Origin of the sequence: Levilactobacillus yonginensis (assembly GCF_964065165.1) — a bacterium.
Classification (GTDB): domain Bacteria; phylum Bacillota; class Bacilli; order Lactobacillales; family Lactobacillaceae; genus Levilactobacillus; species Levilactobacillus yonginensis_A.
The window spans coordinates 93,202-110,490 of sequence record NZ_OZ061549.1; the positions used below are offsets into that span (position 1 = coordinate 93,202).

Genomic DNA, 17,289 nt, shown 5'->3' on the forward strand with positions numbered 1-17,289 from the left:
AGCATGAATGAATTTACGAAGATTATTAAATTACTCAACGACACCGGTATCTTAGGTGTCTTAATTTTTGCCTTAGTTGGCTGGTTTACCCGGATCAATCCTGCTTTAAAGACCAAGATTGTGGCGAATAAGTCCGCTACTCAACGCGAAGTGTTGGGACTGTTAGACACATTAGCGTTCAGTGCTGTCAACCAGGTGGCCACTAATTATGAAATGCCAGGGGAAGAAAAGCGTGAGCAGGCGATTGCTGATGTAACAGGCCAAATGAAAGTATTTGGTCATGACAGTCTGGCACCGGCAATTATTTCAGCAGCCATCGAAAAAGCGTATCAGTCGATGACCACGACGGAGACGAAAGCCCAAGCAAAACAGGCTGAATACAATGCCGCTCTGGCGGACACAGAGCAAACGTTCGCTGATAAACAAGCACAACTGGACAAGCAAGCTGCGACAGTGCCCGCTGAACCAGCACCCTTAGATGTGCCAGAAGACGTGGCCGCTACGGAGGGAGATGTGAAGTAATGCCGCATTATGATGTTGTGGATACGTCCAATAACAATGGAATCATGACCGTTGCCAATTGGCGTTCAATGAAAAAGTATGGTGTCAAAGCCATGATAGCTAAGCTATCCGAAGGCACGTACTTCACTGACCAAACGGCCAAGCAAAGCATTCGTAACGCGGTATCTGCTGGCTTACACGTCAACGGCTATCACTTTGCCCGATTTACGACAGTGGCTGGGGCTAAGGCCGAAGCCCAGATGGCAGCCCGAAGTGCGCTTAAGGCAGGATTGGGCAAGAGCAGTGTGATCGTACTTGACTTTGAAGCCACCAACTCTGGTTGGAATCAGAACTCTAAAATTGTTAAGGCCTGGATTAACGAAGTTCATCGCATGGGCTATCCCAAAACGGATGTCTATACGATGGGTAGCTGGATTAATTCAGTGCCATTGAACAACTCGGGCCGTGGTGGTTGGGTAGCTAACTACCCTTATAACCCGTCAGGATTTAAGCTCTATACCGGATATAATGGTTGGCAATGGACATCAAGCATGCACTTCCCGGGCTGTTATGGAACATTTGATGTGTCCCAGATGTACTCTAACTATTACTACGGCACCGCAACCAAGGCGGTTAAACCGAAGAAGGCCATCTATTACCGATACAATCCCAAGATGATCTATGCCCGGACGCCAATTAATCGCTACAAGGATGTTGCCTTCAAACACAAAGTAGACAGTTTCCCGGCCGGCACCGTATTTGCGATTGCTAAAGTGGTAACCTATGGTAAAATTACCCGGTTCCAGTTGGCCAACGGGTACTATATCACGTCTAACCAAGACAATGTAAATCGACTTTACTATGTGGCTGGTGGTGATGTCAAACGAGTGAAGTCTGTACGCGGTACTCATCGGTACAAAGATAAGGCCCTCAAACATGTTGTGGACTGGCAGCCAGCCGGCGCTGAATTTGATGTCGCTAAGATCGTCAAGTATGGATATACAACTCGGATTCAGTTGGCTAATGGATTATTTATTAGTGGCAACAAAAAGATTAACAGTTTTATCAAGTAACACACGAAGGCGCTCACTCCTGACGGGGTGGGCGCTTTTTGAGTGTTTACGTTTTAACGATGAACAACGAGGATGGCGACCGGTACTGATTGTATCTAACAACGACTTTAATTTGATTCGAGAACAGTCGTTCGATTGGCGGCTATTCATGAACCACGTAGGAAACAGAGGAAATTGCCATCGCGCATTTGCAGGAGAGGGCCAAAAAGGCGCTTGACCGAAAGATTGAGATGGAATCTCGTCTATCAGAATAGTGCACTATAATAGAAGAAAAGTTGATGACCTAATGGGGTTATCTGGAATCCGGATCAGATGGTATAAATTGGTATAAAGAAATATTTTTAGAAAAAAATCACCCAAAAAACGCCCATCCATAAATGGAATGCCTTTATACCAAGGATAGAAAGCTCTATCCAGTCCCCACCTCCGGTATAAGAAGTTTCATCTCGGGAGTCATTGCATTCGGCAATGGCTTTTTTTTGTTCTTAAGGATGGTAAGCCGTACTAGCTATGTTTCAACAGCTGTAGTAATGGTACTTGAATGGTGCGACCATCATGCATGATATGATCGGTACGCCCCAGCTGTTGGGTGAGAACCTGACAACGGGGGCGGTAATGTGTAGTAAAGCGGCTGCTATGTATTGGTTATTAGACAAAGAATTGAGTATGCAGGGTTGTTGAACTGTGACATGTTCGCAGTTGCCTCTGTGAAAACTGTTTTAGGTTTCCTAGTACCTGGCTGAGGGGGCTCTTCGGTACGATGGCAGAAAGGGAATCAACTAGGTAACTATTCAACAGAAGCTACCTAAATTTGGATTACACAGCAGTAGAAGCGTTTTAAAATGGTTTGGTTAGGACTAAGCTAAATCGTCTCAGGAGGTGCTTAGCAAGGTTTGAATGCTGTGTGGAGTGCTGATCACTGATTGTTTACCTTGGCTCAGCTGTATCTGGTTGGTAAAGTTCTTCAATTTGAATTTTAGTTTAACTCAAAATCCTCATCCATCGGTTCTGTAACTGGTGAATGAGGTTTTTTTATATGGTATGGAAAGCTATCGCATAAATAGCACGTGAAAATGACAGATATATCAAAAATCGACCTCGATAATTGACAGGACAGCGACTTTTATATCTATTTTGGGGAAGTATACCTAAATGTAGAAAAAACGTTTAGAGAGGAAAATAGCGCGCTATTTTTACAAGTACGACTTTTGGCTAAATTGTTTGCTGTTCATTTTGGTAACTCCGGTCAGGGAAATCTTAAAGGGTGAGGAAATCGATTGGCAAACCAAGTGCTGCGATTACGTAAAGGTAATTTCTAATGGCTGCCTTCATCTTAAGATTTCGGGTGGTTGAATTATTAGGTTCATTTCGATCCAGGTGTGTTTAGCTGGCCTTTATGAGTTAAACAATGATTAGTACGATTAAGTGAGGGGGGTAAATCCGATAAGAGAGCAAGCTTGACCACTTGGCGGATTCAAGAGATTTTGTAGGTTTCTCTGTCACTAAACCACCGAGCAATTGTTTGATAGAAATCCAAAATTCAGTGCATCAAAAAAGCCTAGCGGGACGGCTAGGCTTTTGCGGGTATTGCTATGTCAATATTAGATAGAGACTTTATTCTTATTCGCCGTAAGCTTCGTCCAAGCCAACCTTGTCTTGGTGGTCAATGGATGCGTAACGGTCGGATGCGTACATAACACTCTTCTTACTGGATGAGTGGCTCAAGCCGAGGGCGTGGCCAATTTCATGAGTAGCAACGTTTGTCCGTTGGTTCTTGGTGTAACCGTACTTAGTAAGTAAGCTACGGTTTAAAGTGGACTTAGCGGAAACAATTTGGTTATCATTGTTACCTTTGTTGATGTATGAGTAGTTAGTGTAACCGGCTAACTTGCCGCTCTTAGTGCTCAGTGAAGCGGAAGAAGTTAAGGTGATGTCAGCTTTTTCGCCGCTCTTAGCAGCTTTCAATTGAACAACGCCGACCTTGTTCCAACGCTTAACGGCGTCCTTCCAAACACCTTTGTAGTAAGAGGAAGTTTTGCTGGTCTTGTATGTAATCGTGGTGTCTTTCCAGCTACCCCATGAAGGTGTAACAGGTGCTTTGGCTGCGGCGAAGATGGTTGAGCTACATGCTGCTAAGGTTAAGACGATGGTTGCGACGATTAAGACTGTCCCTTTAATAATTTTTTCTAACATGATGAATACCCGCTTTCTTAAAATCCGAATTATCTCTTTTTCAATTGCTTGCTATCTTATTGACTGACATAAGTATAGAACGGGTACCAAAGGAGTTGGACGGACACATAAGCGAGTATGGATAGTTTCTAGGGGACAATAATTCAATTGTGGACAAATGTTATCCCAGAAAGCCTTTTGTGTGGGGAAGAATGGTTACACATCAACGGTTGTGGCTATAAAGATAACTACGTAACCGGGTGTTCAATCTAACTTTTTTGGCCAAAATAAAATCCAGCCCGGTCTGCCGCAGTTTAGCGACTGATCTGACTGGATTGTTGGTATATTTCGGCAACTAATTCGAAGTGTAACGAACATTGCATGCAACACAATGGCGAAAGTGGCTAGTTTTTCGGATAAAATCCGAAAGATTAGATAAATTTCACGGCGGTCCCATAAGCGGCTACGGATTGCATATCTGTCCCAATGGAACCGGAATCAAAACGCATCATAACGACCGCATCTGCTCCCATATTTACCGCATTCTGACGTAACCGATCGACCGCAACGTTTCTGGCCTCGTCGAGCATATTGGTGTAGTCGCGGATTTCGCCACCCACAACGTTCTTTAGTGAGGCCCCAATATTTCTGATCAGGTTTTTGGATTGAGTAGTGAGCCCGAAGACTTCACCGATTACTTCGTATTGACGGCCGGGAATATTCTCGGTTGTTGTGACTAAAATATCTGGCATGCTAATTCCTCCTTTGATGATGTAGTTAATATACCCATATACGGCAGGAATAGCAACGACAACTGGCTAAAGGAAAAATAAGTTTAATCTCTTCAATTAGTCTATTTATATGACAAAAGTGCATGAAGGCGGAGCCATTTGGCTGTTTATGCAGCCTAATAGAAGCCCTGTGGAAATAAGATACATTATTTTGATGACAAGTCTAATTTTAAGGATTTTTGAAGTGCGGATTGTTAATAACTCGGACTATTAAGTTCGAGCTGAACGTGCTATCTTTAATTCTATCGTCAGCTTCTATTAAGGGCAGCGATGAGGAGAATTCATGAATAAGAATACGAAGCTTCAATCTGATATGGGGGGCCATAATTTAGAAGCAGCCCCATCACCGTTTGATCACACAGCCATTAAGCTCGGAGCAGCTCATCAGAAAAATGTCATGGCATGTAAGCGATCCGAACAAGCTTTGTATGACTATCTCCCTGAAGCGGGGTGGACAGAATTTCGAAATCAACATCTACTCTATGAAGATATTCGCGATTTGACCTACTTTCGGCTCAACTTCTTTGCGGGTCCCGTCCAAAAACTAATTGACGTTTTGGGAACGGACTATCAGTTGGAGGTATGGGACCGAAAGTCTCACCGCAAGCACAGTTTTACGAAGGACCGGTTGCGAGATGCCCGGTTTGTCCAAGCTGAGGAGGGAGATTTAGTAGAAACCCTTTTCTATCCGTTAGTGGGGTACCGCATTCGCCGCTCCTTTACGATTGTAGAGACGCGGATATATTGGAAGAAGACGCAATTCTTTATAAATGGAAAAAGAGTGTTAGTCGATGAGGGACTGATGCAACTGCAAAAACAAATCAATCAAGTGAAGGACTGGCCTCAGGGCCCTAATTTTCGGATTGCTGACCTGACATAGCTAGTCACTGGGGTCGATGTTCGTCCTCTGGTATAAGGTTCTGATTAATCGGAAAAACAAAAAAGTCCAACCGGATGATGGCTGGACCAATTAGTTAACAGAATAGTGTAGTGAGTCTTGGGCAATTAATCGTTGCTTAGTGGCTGTAATCTGTCCACGGAGCAAGTCCGTGTGGCTAACCGGGATAACGTTCCCGTTGCCTCCTTGATGGCCGCTAACCCGTAAAATTTGAGCATCAATGAGGTAGATGACATTGGGGTCAATCGTCAGATCCCAATGGTGTTCAGCTTGGATAGTGTCACCAGTGAGTTGTAAAGCCATTGCCAAATTTTGACAAAAGTGATCAATTAGGGCCGCATCTACAATTTGATTTCCGGTTAAGCTAGGCTGAAACTTACCGCTTAAGATGTCGCCAATCACTTTGATTTCCGTCATTTCCGTTCCTCCATTAACTAGATGATGCCCCATTCTAGCACAGCTTGCGGGTGAAACGAGTGTTCAATGATGGAGTTTAGCGAAACTTTAAAAGACTGGGGTTACAGAAGGATTAATAAACCAACAATCAGTTGGAAAATCCCAGTCGTGACCAAACGGTAGCGCTGATTCAGCCGACCTTGGAGCCACCAATGAGCGGCTGTTAGTAGAATAATCAGAACGATGTGCCAGCTGAATGGTAACCAGAATAGCGTGAGCACGAAAATCAATGGGGTAATCAAACGTCGCCGCCAGTCTTGCGTGCCCGTGACGTAGTACGGCTCAAAGAATGCCAGGTAGCTGGCCATTAACGGGATTAATGGTGTGAGAAATTGAACAGCCAGGTAGTGGTTTCTGAGAAAGAACAGGACCACGGGGACCCCTAAACCAGCGAGAAAACTAAAGACGACTAGACCGTAGACTGATTGCAGACCTAGTTGTGGAATACAAGCTAATACGAGAAAGATGCAGATCAGAAGGGCAAAAAGTTGTACCAGGTGAGCTTGAGGGGCGGCGAGAAAGCCCATAGTCCCCGCAGCAACGACGAGAATTGGTCCAACCGTCGTTTGAAAGTGTCGCTTTAGAATCAAGAAGTAACCGGCTGCCAAAAAAACGCCATACACTAATAGGAAGAACTTGACGTCGGTTCCTAAAGGATTACCGGTGGAAGCCGTCGAACCAGCAATCCACCAAAGAATATTTTGACACAGAGTAAAGATGAATAATTGTTGCACTGTGCGGTTTTTAAAGAAGGCCATGAGTGTGGTCATGGAATCGCTCCGTTTCGACTGGTTATAGTATTGCCTTTTATCTTAGTGAAAATTGTGGGTTTGGTCAACGTTTCTTTTGAAAATTCACAGCCCTTCCTTGTTAAATCAGCCTGGTTTATGTTAAACTTCTTGAGTTATGAGTCAATTCCCGATAGGATTCACGAGTTTAGTGAAGCTGCCTTGTAACCGAATGGCGACGAGATTATCGGTCAACTTGCCGTCAACACTATCTAGGGGGAATATCCATTGCAAGAAAGACATTTATTTACTTCGGAATCTGTTTCTGAAGGCCATCCAGACAAAATCGCTGATCAAATCAGTGACGCCATTTTAGACGCGTTACTTGCACAAGATCCCGATTCACGGGTTGCCTGTGAAACTTCCGTTACGACGGGTCTCGTCCTGGTCTTTGGTGAAATTTCCACCAAGGCCTACGTCGACATCCAAAAGGTCGTTCGCCAAACAATTAAAGAAATCGGCTACACGGACGGTCAATATGGCTTCGACGGTGACAACTGTGCCGTTTTAGTTGCTATTGATGAACAATCACCTGATATTGCGCAAGGGGTCGACGATTCCTTAGAAACGCGGAAGGGTGACGGGGATCCACTGGACCAAATCGGTGCCGGTGACCAAGGGTTAATGTTTGGATACGCAGTTGACGAAACACCTGAACTCATGCCACTGCCAATCATGCTGAGCCATGCCTTGATGCAACGGATCGCTAAGTTGCGGAAAACTAACGAGATTGACTACCTAAGACCAGATGCTAAGGCTGAAGTTACGGTCGAATACGACGATAATGACAAGCCAATGCGGGTCGATACGGTGGTTCTGAGCACGCAGCATGATCCTGACGTGACGTTAGACCAAATTCGTCAAGATGTGATTGATCAGGTGGTTAAGGAAGTTATTCCTGCCAATTTGCTTGATGATCGGACGAAATACTTCATCAACCCAACTGGTCGGTTTGTTATTGGTGGTCCCCAAGGGGATGCTGGTTTGACTGGTCGAAAGATCATCGTTGATACGTACGGTGGAGCTGCTCACCATGGTGGTGGGGCCTTCTCAGGGAAGGATGCCACGAAGGTTGATCGTTCTGCTAGTTACGCAGCACGGTACATTGCTAAAAACATTGTTGCTGCCAAGTTGGCATCCGAATGTGAAGTGCAGATTGCCTACGCTATTGGTGTGGCCGAACCTGTTTCCGTTTACGTTAACACTTTTGGCACCGGGACCGTGGCAGAAAGCAAGTTGTCCGCGGCTGTCCGTGACCTATTTGACCTTCGTCCAGCCGGAATCATCAAGATGCTCGACTTACAACGGCCAATCTACAAGCAAACTGCTGCTTACGGCCACTTTGGTCGGACTGACATTGATTTACCTTGGGAACACCTTGATAAGGTCGATGCTTTAAAGGCGGCCTGTGAAGTTGCAACGAAATAATTTTTAAAACTTGTAAGAGTTCCGATTGCCCATGGGGGTGACCGGAACTTTTTAGTTGCCATTAAGAGAAGATACCAGTAGTTGGCCGGCTGTTTCGCATCGTAATCGGCGTGGCCTGGGGAACGGCTGGTAAAATAATTAAGCTTAAACTCTTGATATTTCAAGGATTACCCCTGATAATTAATCTATTACTATCTCGAATAGAAATTGGGAAGTGGCAGTTTTTGGCCACTCAAATACGTTGTGTGGCGGGGCCAACGGTAGGAGGAAATTATGGTTAAGAAACAAACTAACGTTGGTATTGTTACCGGTGCTGTCTTCGTCGCAACTTTTATGTCCGCCATTGAGGGAACCATCGTCTCGACCGCTATGCCCACCATTGTCGGTGATTTGCACGGGGTGGCTTTGATGAACTGGGTTTTCTCAATTTTTCTGTTAACCAGTGCATTAGCCACTCCTGTTTATGGCAAGTTGGCTGACACAGTGGGTCGTAAACTCGTCTTCTTGGTTGGGTTGTTCGTCTTCGTATTGGGATCGATGCTGTCGGGGATGTCCCATAGCATGGAGACTTTAATTGCTTGGCGGGCTCTTCAGGGAATTGGGGCAGGCGCCATTATGCCCGTCTCATTTACGATTCTAGCCGACATTTATCCAGTTGAGAAGCGGGCCCGGGTCATGGGATTAAACGGCTCAGCGTGGGGAATAGCGGCTGTGGTTGCCCCGTTACTGGGTGGTTTTATCGTTGACCAACTTTCTTGGCACTGGATTTTTTTCATCAACATTCCCATTGGTTTGGTCACTATGGCATTGATTTGGTTCAATCTTAACGAGTCTACGCAACGCAAGGCGTTTACGATGGACTGGGGTGGATGTATCTGGCTTTCAGTTGGGTTACTAGCCATGATGTTAACGTTCCAGTTGTTGGGTGACGGTGGTATTAGTCTGACTTGGGTCGTTGTAGGTTTTATCGTGGCAATTGTAGCGTTTGGACTGTTTATCCGTCAGGAACGGCGGGTGGCGGATCCCTTGATCCCCATGTCATTATTTAAGGACCGCACGTTTGTTATTCAAAATTTAATTGCGGCACTGCTCAGTGGCTTTATCATGGGGTTTGAAGTGTACTTACCAACCTGGACGCAAGGCCTTCTTGGTCTGTTAGCGTCTCAAGCGGGGTTTGCTATCACGCCCAGTTCTTTGATGTGGATCGTCGGGTCGTTCATTGCAGGTAAACTGTTGTTAGACCGCTCTCCATATCAGATTGTTAATATTGCTTTGACACTGGTGATCATTGGTGCGGCTACGATGGCGGTTGTGCCTATGAGTACGCCATTCTGGAGTTTCTTCGTGATTGCGGCCATCTGTGGGACCGGGTTTGGAATTACCATTACTACGACCACGGTGACCGTACAAAGCCACGTGGCTACTGACGAAGTGGGAGTCGCTACCTCATTCAACACGTTAGCACGAACACTGGGACAGACCATCATGGTTTCTATCTTTGGAATTATTATGAACGTTGCAATGACTCGTGGTGTAGCCAGTCATCCGGGTACAACCATGGCAATGATGAATAAATTGATCAATCCACAGACGGCTAAGGATTTGCCAACGCAACTGGTACCGACGTTGCATGGGATTCTTTACCAGGGGCTACACGCTATTTTTATTGCGGGCGCCTTACTCATTGTTATTTCATTTTTGGTAAATATCTTAGACCGTCGAAGCACGCGGGACGTTGCTTAAGGGTGAGCGTAAATATTCCCGTTTTCAAATAACTTACGCTATAATAGTAGTAAATGACCGAAAGTGGAGGCGAGAAGATGTTTGAAACCAATCATGCGCGGTATGCCAGCTATGGTACCGTTGCGGCCATGCCTGGTGACATGATCGATGCCGTTTGGCAGATTATTGACCGCGACCTCCAAGGGCTATTTCCGTTGGATAACCTGCTGACGTTTAAGTTGCACAACAATCAGGGCAATACAACGTTCGAGTATGTTCAAACGGACGACAAACAGATGACGTTACGGGCGGGGTTTGATACCGAATTTGGTTATACCCCAGAACTCCCGGATACGGTTCTAGCTTATGACGATGGTGACAGTCAGATTATTCTTTTACCATCTGAAACAGCTGATAGATAAGACAAAAAGACCACAGGCCGGAATGGCTTGTGGTCTTTTTTAAAGTTCTTAAACAGTAGCGTTGGAACGAATACCTTTTAAAGCGTCATCGATTTGTGCTAAAACAAGGTCAGTGTTGCCAGGTACGTCTAAGTCGTACTTTTGCAGGTCAATCTTGATCTTAGGACTAATATCGTAATCGGCGAACCAACCTTGGTAGGCGGTCCACATCTTCTTGTAGTAACTTTCCAGTTCTGGATTGTTATCGAATTGTTCGTAGTCACGACCGCGCTTCTTGATACGGTGAAGGATTGTGTCAAAGTCAGCGTCGGCGTAAACTAACAAGTCTGGCGCTTTCTTTGGCAGTTCGTCCAGTTCATTCATCATGTTGTCGAGGAGGTTTAAGTAGACCTCAAGTTCAGTGTCCGTGATGTTCCCTTCAGCGTTGTTCTCGCGCGTGAAGAGGGCATCTTCGTAGATGGAACGGTCGAGGACGTTGTTGTCGTCGGCGAGCGCTCGCTTGATCATACTGAAACGCTTGTTCAAGAAGTAAATTTGCAGTAAGAAACCATATTGCTTAGGATCCCGGTAGTAAAGTGGCAGCACAGGGTTGTCACCAACGGGCTCGAAAAATGCCTGAGTTCCCAAGTGTGTCGCAATCTTTCCAGTAAGGGTCGTTTTACCGACACCAATCATTCCAGCTGTAATTATCACCATGATAGCCCCTCTTTAATTAGAAATACAAGATATAGTGTACCATAAAAATGCTCTGTACTACATCTGCCAGACAGATTTTTCTCCATTTCGTTAACTTTGGTTAGGCTGTATAATGGAACCATAGAGTTGTTGATTAGGAGGTTATGGTATGTATCAAGCAATTGTCTTTTTTGATTTAGATAGTACGTTGTTTGACGACGACAAGAACGTCTTGCCAGCCAGCATCGCCGCTATTCACGAGATGCAACAACATCATATTTTACCAGTTATCGCAACTGGAAGAAACATTTTTGAGATTCAATATGTTTTAGACGCCACGGGAATTAATTCTGTGGTTGGGGCCAATGGCAGCTATGTCCAGTTAGAGGGCAAACGCCTGACCGCGTCCGTAATTGACCAGCAGACGCTAAATGATATCACAGCGTTTGCGAACGAGCAAGGGGACCCGTTGGCTTATTATACCAGCCAGGGGTTTCGGTTGAGTCAAGCCAATGCTGATACATCGGAGAATTTTCAGCTCTTGCGGTTGAATCCGGTGGTTGAAGCTGATTGGTATCAGAATCAAGAAATTAATTTTTTGAACGTCTTTAATCGAGATAAGGACCAAGCTTACCAGGCAAGGTTTGCAGGTAAGCTGGATCTCGTACGCAATAATCCGCGTTGTTTAGACACTATGATTCACGGCGTTAGCAAGCAGTCTGGTATTCGCACGTTGATTGAGCAAGCTGGCTTACAGGGAATTAAGACCTATGCCTTCGGGGATGGTTACAACGACCTCCAAATGTTTGATGAGGTCGACGTGCCTATTTCCATGGGCAACGGTGTTCCCGAGGCCAAGGCGAAGGCTGCGTACGTAACAACAACGAATACCACGGATGGCATCGTCCATGGTCTCCGGCACTTTGGTCTCATCAAGTAGGTGAGCATCAGGATGGATGTGAATAGCCGCACTTCGAATACTAGGTTAGGACCTGTTGTGATGACGTTCCGGCTTCAAAACAGTGTCCGTTCGTTTTGAAGTCACGAAAATCGCATGTCTATAAGTTGGGCCTGATTCTAAGCCTGAGCCCAACACAGCTAACCTAGTAGTTTAGCTGATAATTGTTGGCCATGTTGGGAGAGTGCTCAACCTACGATTGTTATGACTAATAGCCCAGGAAGCGAGTCGTAGGTGGTCAGACGCAACCGCTGACTGTCGGCAGCTAACTAGTTCAATTTGTTTTAGGGAAAAGCTATGGCAGTGGCCATGGCTTTTTTGTTCGGGGGAATGGACACGTAAAGCAGCCTTAAAATGTTCCAAAGTGGGCGACAAATGAGGGTTGGATTTCGTTAGTAATAAATGAGTCGTTAATTTAGGCCATCAGGGTAGAAAGTGGGGTGAGACAGAGGGCGGTTAGTCAATGAACATTAATATTGCTAGCCGAGTAATCTCGGTCTTAGGTTGTTTGTCTAGCGAGGTTAGGCGGAATTGACTGCCTTTTTGACGTACGTTTCAAACATAGACATTCGGAGCGCAAAAAGGGTCCGAGACTTTTGTCTCGAACCCTTAATGACTAAGTGATTAATCTAAATGGACAACTTAGCCTAATTTCTTTTCAATGTTTTCCAGGGTAACTTCAGCCGTATTGCTAAAGACCATGTCAGCAGCACCGAGTTCCTTGGCATCACCAATGCCCAAGGAAACTTCGCCAGCCGCGTTGATGGCGGCGACCCCAGCGGCAGCATCTTCCACACCAATACATTGTTCTGGTGGAAGGTTCAGGAGTTCAGCACCACGGGTGTAGATTTCTGGATTTGGCTTACCATGTGTCAATGTAGCGGGGTCGACGATTTTAGGGAAGTAATTGGCCAGTTGTAACTTGCCTAACACGCGTGGCGCGTTCTTTGAGGCAGAAGCCAATGATAGGTCGTAGCCCTTGGCCCGGAGGCTATCAAGAAAGTCCTTCATGCCGGGTAAAATGTTGGCTGGGGTCATCTTGTCGACTTCAGCGACGTAATTGGTGTTCTTTTGAGCGGCTAATTTTTCTTTCTCGGCTTGGGTGTAATCATTTTCCTTCCCACCAGCCTTTAGAATCATTTCCAAAGAGTCCATCCGGCTAATACCCTTGAGACCGTCACCCAGTTCTTTACTCCAAGCAACGCCAAGACTGTCAGCAAGTTGATGCCAAGCGGTTCCGTGGAGGATTGAGGTATCAGTAATGACCCCATCGAGGTCGAAGACGAATCCTTTAATATCAGCAAATTTTGTCATGTAAAAACACTCCTTAATAGGTAATAGTTTGCGAAACATCGGGTTTAAGTGAAACAGAATGGGTGCCAACCTTGATGGTGGCTGTGTGATCGGCCGTCACGGTAATTTTGTGATGGTCAATGTTGAAGGTGAATCGGGTTCCTCGTAAGAGTTGGTGGAACCGCACACGCTGCCAAGCTGCTGGCAGATGGGGGTTGACCGTTAACTCAGGAGCAAGTGAGTCAACCCCGGCATAGAACCGGGTAGACATCAGCGTGACGGCGCCCATAACACCAAGGTGAATGCCTTCGGCGGTGGTGCCACCCTGAATATCATAGTAGTCAGAGAACAAAGCTTGTGAGAAGAAGCGCCATGATTGATCCATATTTCCAGCCATAGCGGTCAACGCTGCGTACACGATACGAGAGAGGGTGGATCCGTGAGTGGTGCGATCTAGGTAGAATTGCAGGTTATTCAACAGCGCCTGTTGCGGTAAGTCATAGCCTAATTGCTTCAGCAAGGCCAATACCTGAGGCGCATCTAAGTTATAGAACGCCATTAGGGCATCTGCTTGTTTGGCCACTTGGTAGGCATCGGGCGTCTTTCCCTCCGCCTTCAGAATGCGGTCCATCCGGGAGATGTCGCCATATTTTTGCCGGTACTTACCGAAGTCGAGGCGAGGGAGCTTAAAGTACCCCTCAAATTGGCCAATGATGCCGTCACTATTGATGTCCAACTTAAGATGTTGTGCCACGTCGGCCTGCTTTTGTAAAAGTTCTGGAGTGACGGCCGTCTTTTGGTCAACCGTTGTCAGCGTTTCTTTCGAAAGTTGCTGGCGAATTTGTACCAACTGGTTAAACAACCAAGCGACCATTAAATTGGTGTAGGCGTTATTGGCCAGGCCAGTTGTATCAGAATTTGGATAATTTTCGTGGAATTCGTCGGGGCCCATGACCTTGTCGATGGTGTAACGGTGATTGGATTGGTCAAGTTTAACTTTGCTCAACCAGAAGTGGGCAATCTCTTGTAGCATTTCCAAACCGTACTTCGCCATGAAGTCAAAGTCACCGGAAATGCGCGTGTACATGATGACATTGTAAGCAATGGCTAGGGAAACGTGACGTTGCAATGAGGAGTAGTCAGGATCCCAGGTATTGGTGAGGGGATTTAGGTGGACAACTTGCGATTGCTCATCGCCAATTTCACCGGATTGCCAAGGATACATGGCACCAGCGTAGCCAGCCGCCTGTGCATTTTTTTTAGCAGCGGGCAGGCGGCGGTACCGGTACATGAGTAGCTGTCGTGCTAATTTTGGATCATGCAGCGTGAAGACGGGAAGGTCAAACATTTCGTCCCAAAAGACGTGGCCCCGGTACGCTTCACCGTCAAGTCCTCGGGCATTGATAGAGGCATCAATTTTACCGGAACGAATGGCTTGAACGGCTGAGAATAGGTGGTAGAGGTTAACACGGGTCAGTTTTTGCGAGGTAATATCGCCTTCGATTTGAATATCAGCGTCTGCCCAACGCTGCTTCCAGTAATGGGTACTACTTTGTAGCGTGTCATCATAGGAAGCAGACTGTAAGTCAGTCGTAGCTGTTTCTAGAAGGTCACGAGTGGTTTCACGGTTGGTGAAGAGGACGACGTTTTTTTCAAAAGTATACGTATGCTGCGGTTCAACACTAACGGAGCGCATTTGCCGAACCTGTTGGCCATCGACGGGTGAGTTGGCCGGGGCAGTTAATGCGTCACCGGGGCCACTGAGATGCGAACCAATGGCGAAGTGAACTTGCGAAGAGCGCGTTTCACCTTCCAGGAAAATCCGGTCCGGTTGTTGACTGGTACCGGTAACCTGAATATGATGCTGGTCAAAGGCGTTGTACCGTGCAACGTTACCGTTAACGACGCCGCCATCAATGGTAGAGTAGACCTGTAAGGTACCGGCAAAATTGAGGGGCGTAATCTCGTATTTAATTGCGAGCCGGTGCCAATCTTTGAAGTTGGCTAATTTAGAGGTTCGAATCCGTAGTGCATGACCAGTTGAAAGTTGAACCATCATGGTGGTTGTCAGCGTGCCAGTGTGCAAGTCCAGGCTTCTATAAATATCTTGAATATCGGCTGCTTTGATTTGAAAAGGATTTTGATGGTCGACACCAAATGAGAGGGCCTGGGCGTTTGGTAAATTGACCAAGTCTTCATTTTTAACCTGCCGGCCGTTGAGATTGGTCGTCAGTTGATCATAGAGTCCTGCCGTGTACATGCCGGGATAGTTATCCGCGTCAGCATGAGCTTCCGTATAAGCCCCACGGAGACCGAAGAATCCATTACCAACGGTCAACATGGCTTCCTGACCATAGTTGCGTTTGCCAGTATACTGACCGTAATAATCAAGGTGCCAGCTAAGATAGTCGCGCTTGGCAGCTAAAGCTTGGGTCAGGCCATGTTCAGCGATGGCCTGATTGCTAACGACGGGGATGTTCAGCATGTTGGTGATAGCCAGGCCAATGTCGATGCGTTGGTGGTTGATGCCGACGACCGTATCTGAAAACGGGTAGCTGAGGGCGTTGTCAACGATGGCAGCGTTCACATCCAAGCCAGCGAGTTTGAGACGTAAATTTTCAAGGTTCTCACCGATGGTTTGTTCGGCATTATAAGCAATGATAAATTGACGTTGCCCGGACCGATCAGCGGGTTGGTAACTGACTTCTAAGGAGTCATCTAAGACGTGTAATGTAATGATTTTCAAGTTAATTCGTCATCCTTTCTGCTAAATGTTAGCGTATTCTTCACTATTTATCTTAGGCTACCATCAGACAATAAGCAATTAATCCCCTTCAATTTGTTAAAAATAATTTTACTCATAAATGGCTAAACGGCGCAATTGCAACCGATTGCAGTACTTTGGCTTAGATGGGTAAAGTGCCTTACTAGTTGTCTCAACGTAGCTTAGCGGAATCAATTGAAAATATTTGACACAAAAAGAGTCTGACACGGTTACGTCTCAGACTCTAGAATGGATAAGTTTAAGTTGATTGAAATAAAATAGCATTAGCTGCGGTGGTTACGATTGCTGAAGTCATAGATGTCTGTGGCCAGTAAAATGATTACCACAAACATCAGGCGATTAAGGATTGACGACGTATAACGGTTGCTCGCCTGTTGCAACTCTAACTGCATTGTTAGCCACGATGGCAGCCATGGCATCCCGAGCTTCAACGGTAGCATTGCCGACGTGGGGTGTCAAGATGACGTTGTTTAGCGTCTTAAAACCGTCGTCAACGTGTGGTTCCGCCTCGTAGACGTCCAGAGCAGCACCAGCTAATTCGCCTTGTTGCAGGGCAGTTAATAACGCCGCTTCATTGATCACGGGACCACGCGCGGCGTTAATCAGCATTGCGGAGTTCTTCATTTGTTTGAAGGCCGTTGCCCCTAATAAGTGATGCGTGGCTTCAGTCAGAGGACAGTGAATGGTTAAGATATCACTCTGCGTTAAGACTTCATCTAATGTGCCATAAGAAGCGTGCATGCTGGCTTCCGTAGCGGCCGGTAGGGGATGGCGTTGGGTGTAGATGACCCGCATATCAAATGCAGCCAAGCGTTTTGCAACAGCCTGTCCAATCTGGCCCATGCCAATGATGCCTAGAGTCTTGCCTGCTAATTCGTGACCCAGGAAGAAGAGTGGGGACCAACCGGCAAACCCTTTAGTTCGCATCAGCTGGTCACCTTCAACGATTCGGTGAGCTAGAGCGATAATCAAACCGATCGTCACCTCTGCTGTGGAAGTCGTGGAGACCTTGGGGGTATTGGTGACGGGAATGCCTTTGTTTTTGGCGTACGCTGTGTCGATGTTGTTAAAACCGGCACCGTAGTTAGCAATTAGCTTTAATTGGGGTGCCGCATCGATGATGTCTTGATCAACCTGAGTGGATAGTGGTGTAATCAGGACGTCAATGTTAGCAACGTGTTGCAAGAGTTCAGCTTTGGTAATTAAGCCATCACCGGTATAACTTTCAACTGTCAAGCCCGCCTGGTTTAAAATGTCGAGGGCCGACTGGGGAATTGGTGCGCTGACAAATACACGACTCATACATGTCACTCCTTCATTGAATAGG

Annotated in this window: 15 protein-coding genes and 1 riboswitch; of the genes, 7 read left to right on the forward strand and 8 right to left on the reverse strand. The window is 46.2% G+C overall.

The window, feature by feature from the left end; genetic code table 11:
* Window positions 1–3 precede the first annotated feature (3 nt).
* Both AB3Y94_RS00615 and AB3Y94_RS00620 read left to right on the forward strand, forming a co-directional pair.
* Window positions 4–522, forward strand: coding sequence for a hypothetical protein (locus AB3Y94_RS00615; protein WP_367294682.1), 519 nt, complete (start codon window positions 4–6; stop codon window positions 520–522).
* Entirely contained in the window at window positions 522–1,574 is a 1,053-nt protein-coding gene (locus AB3Y94_RS00620; RefSeq protein ID WP_367294683.1) for a GH25 family lysozyme, read from the forward strand. The genes AB3Y94_RS00615 and AB3Y94_RS00620 overlap by 1 nt, the downstream gene beginning before the upstream one ends.
* Window positions 1,575–3,194: 1,620 nt before the next feature.
* Here the strand turns inward: AB3Y94_RS00620 and AB3Y94_RS00625 are convergent.
* Together AB3Y94_RS00625 and AB3Y94_RS00630 are read right to left on the reverse strand one after the other, a co-directional pair.
* A complete protein-coding gene (locus tag AB3Y94_RS00625; protein WP_367294684.1) occupies window positions 3,195–3,767 on the reverse strand; it encodes a matrixin family metalloprotease in 573 nt (190 codons plus the stop codon).
* A 410-nt stretch (window positions 3,768–4,177) separates the two neighbouring features.
* Window positions 4,178–4,498: a heavy metal-binding domain-containing protein gene (locus AB3Y94_RS00630; protein WP_367294685.1), complete on the reverse strand. Its 321-nt coding sequence runs from the start codon at window positions 4,496–4,498 to the stop codon at window positions 4,178–4,180.
* A 322-nt stretch (window positions 4,499–4,820) separates the two neighbouring features.
* Here AB3Y94_RS00630 and AB3Y94_RS00635 point away from each other — a divergent pair, with 322 nt between their 5' ends.
* On the forward strand, window positions 4,821–5,417 hold the full coding sequence (locus AB3Y94_RS00635; protein WP_367294686.1) for a hypothetical protein: 597 nt from the start codon (window positions 4,821–4,823) through the stop codon (window positions 5,415–5,417).
* A 90-nt stretch (window positions 5,418–5,507) separates the two neighbouring features.
* On the opposite strand, the gene AB3Y94_RS00640 is transcribed toward AB3Y94_RS00635, so the two are convergent.
* The gene (locus AB3Y94_RS00640; RefSeq protein WP_367294687.1) at window positions 5,508–5,852 is read right to left on the reverse strand and encodes a hypothetical protein; all 345 of its coding nucleotides are present in this window, start codon (window positions 5,850–5,852) and stop codon (window positions 5,508–5,510) included.
* A 101-nt stretch (window positions 5,853–5,953) separates the two neighbouring features.
* The gene (locus AB3Y94_RS00645) at window positions 5,954–6,661 is read right to left on the reverse strand and encodes a hypothetical protein (RefSeq protein WP_367294688.1); all 708 of its coding nucleotides are present in this window, start codon (window positions 6,659–6,661) and stop codon (window positions 5,954–5,956) included.
* A gap of 129 nt (window positions 6,662–6,790) precedes the next feature.
* Window positions 6,791–6,910: riboswitch (SMK box riboswitch) on the forward strand.
* Between AB3Y94_RS00645 and metK the strand changes: the two genes are divergently transcribed.
* From metK to AB3Y94_RS00660, 3 genes are all read left to right on the forward strand, one after another.
* Window positions 6,908–8,107, forward strand: a complete 1,200-nt coding sequence (gene metK, locus AB3Y94_RS00650) for a methionine adenosyltransferase (protein ID WP_367294689.1) — start codon at window positions 6,908–6,910, stop codon at window positions 8,105–8,107. It overlaps the preceding riboswitch by 3 nt.
* Before the next feature lie 273 nt (window positions 8,108–8,380).
* A complete protein-coding gene (locus tag AB3Y94_RS00655; protein ID WP_367294690.1) occupies window positions 8,381–9,850 on the forward strand; it encodes an MDR family MFS transporter in 1,470 nt (489 codons plus the stop codon).
* A 77-nt stretch (window positions 9,851–9,927) separates the two neighbouring features.
* A complete protein-coding gene (locus AB3Y94_RS00660) occupies window positions 9,928–10,251 on the forward strand; it encodes a DUF960 domain-containing protein (RefSeq protein ID WP_367296457.1) in 324 nt (107 codons plus the stop codon).
* Between the two features lie 48 nt (window positions 10,252–10,299).
* On the opposite strand, the gene AB3Y94_RS00665 is transcribed toward AB3Y94_RS00660, so the two are convergent.
* Window positions 10,300–10,947, reverse strand: coding sequence for a deoxynucleoside kinase (locus tag AB3Y94_RS00665; RefSeq protein ID WP_367294691.1), 648 nt, complete (start codon window positions 10,945–10,947; stop codon window positions 10,300–10,302).
* 148 nt (window positions 10,948–11,095) lie between these two features.
* Between AB3Y94_RS00665 and AB3Y94_RS00670 the strand changes: the two genes are divergently transcribed.
* Window positions 11,096–11,866, forward strand: a complete 771-nt coding sequence (locus AB3Y94_RS00670) for a Cof-type HAD-IIB family hydrolase (protein ID WP_367294692.1) — start codon at window positions 11,096–11,098, stop codon at window positions 11,864–11,866.
* Window positions 11,867–12,526: 660 nt separating this feature from the next.
* Here the strand turns inward: AB3Y94_RS00670 and pgmB are convergent.
* The 3 genes from pgmB to AB3Y94_RS00685 form a co-directional block, all read right to left on the reverse strand.
* The gene (gene pgmB, locus AB3Y94_RS00675) at window positions 12,527–13,198 is read right to left on the reverse strand and encodes a beta-phosphoglucomutase (RefSeq protein ID WP_367294693.1); all 672 of its coding nucleotides are present in this window, start codon (window positions 13,196–13,198) and stop codon (window positions 12,527–12,529) included.
* A gap of 13 nt (window positions 13,199–13,211) precedes the next feature.
* The gene (locus AB3Y94_RS00680) at window positions 13,212–15,923 is read right to left on the reverse strand and encodes a glycoside hydrolase family 65 protein (RefSeq protein WP_367294694.1); all 2,712 of its coding nucleotides are present in this window, start codon (window positions 15,921–15,923) and stop codon (window positions 13,212–13,214) included.
* Between the two features lie 378 nt (window positions 15,924–16,301).
* On the reverse strand, window positions 16,302–17,264 hold the full coding sequence (locus AB3Y94_RS00685) for a 2-hydroxyacid dehydrogenase family protein (RefSeq protein ID WP_367294695.1): 963 nt from the start codon (window positions 17,262–17,264) through the stop codon (window positions 16,302–16,304).
* Window positions 17,265–17,289: the final 25 nt, after the last annotated feature.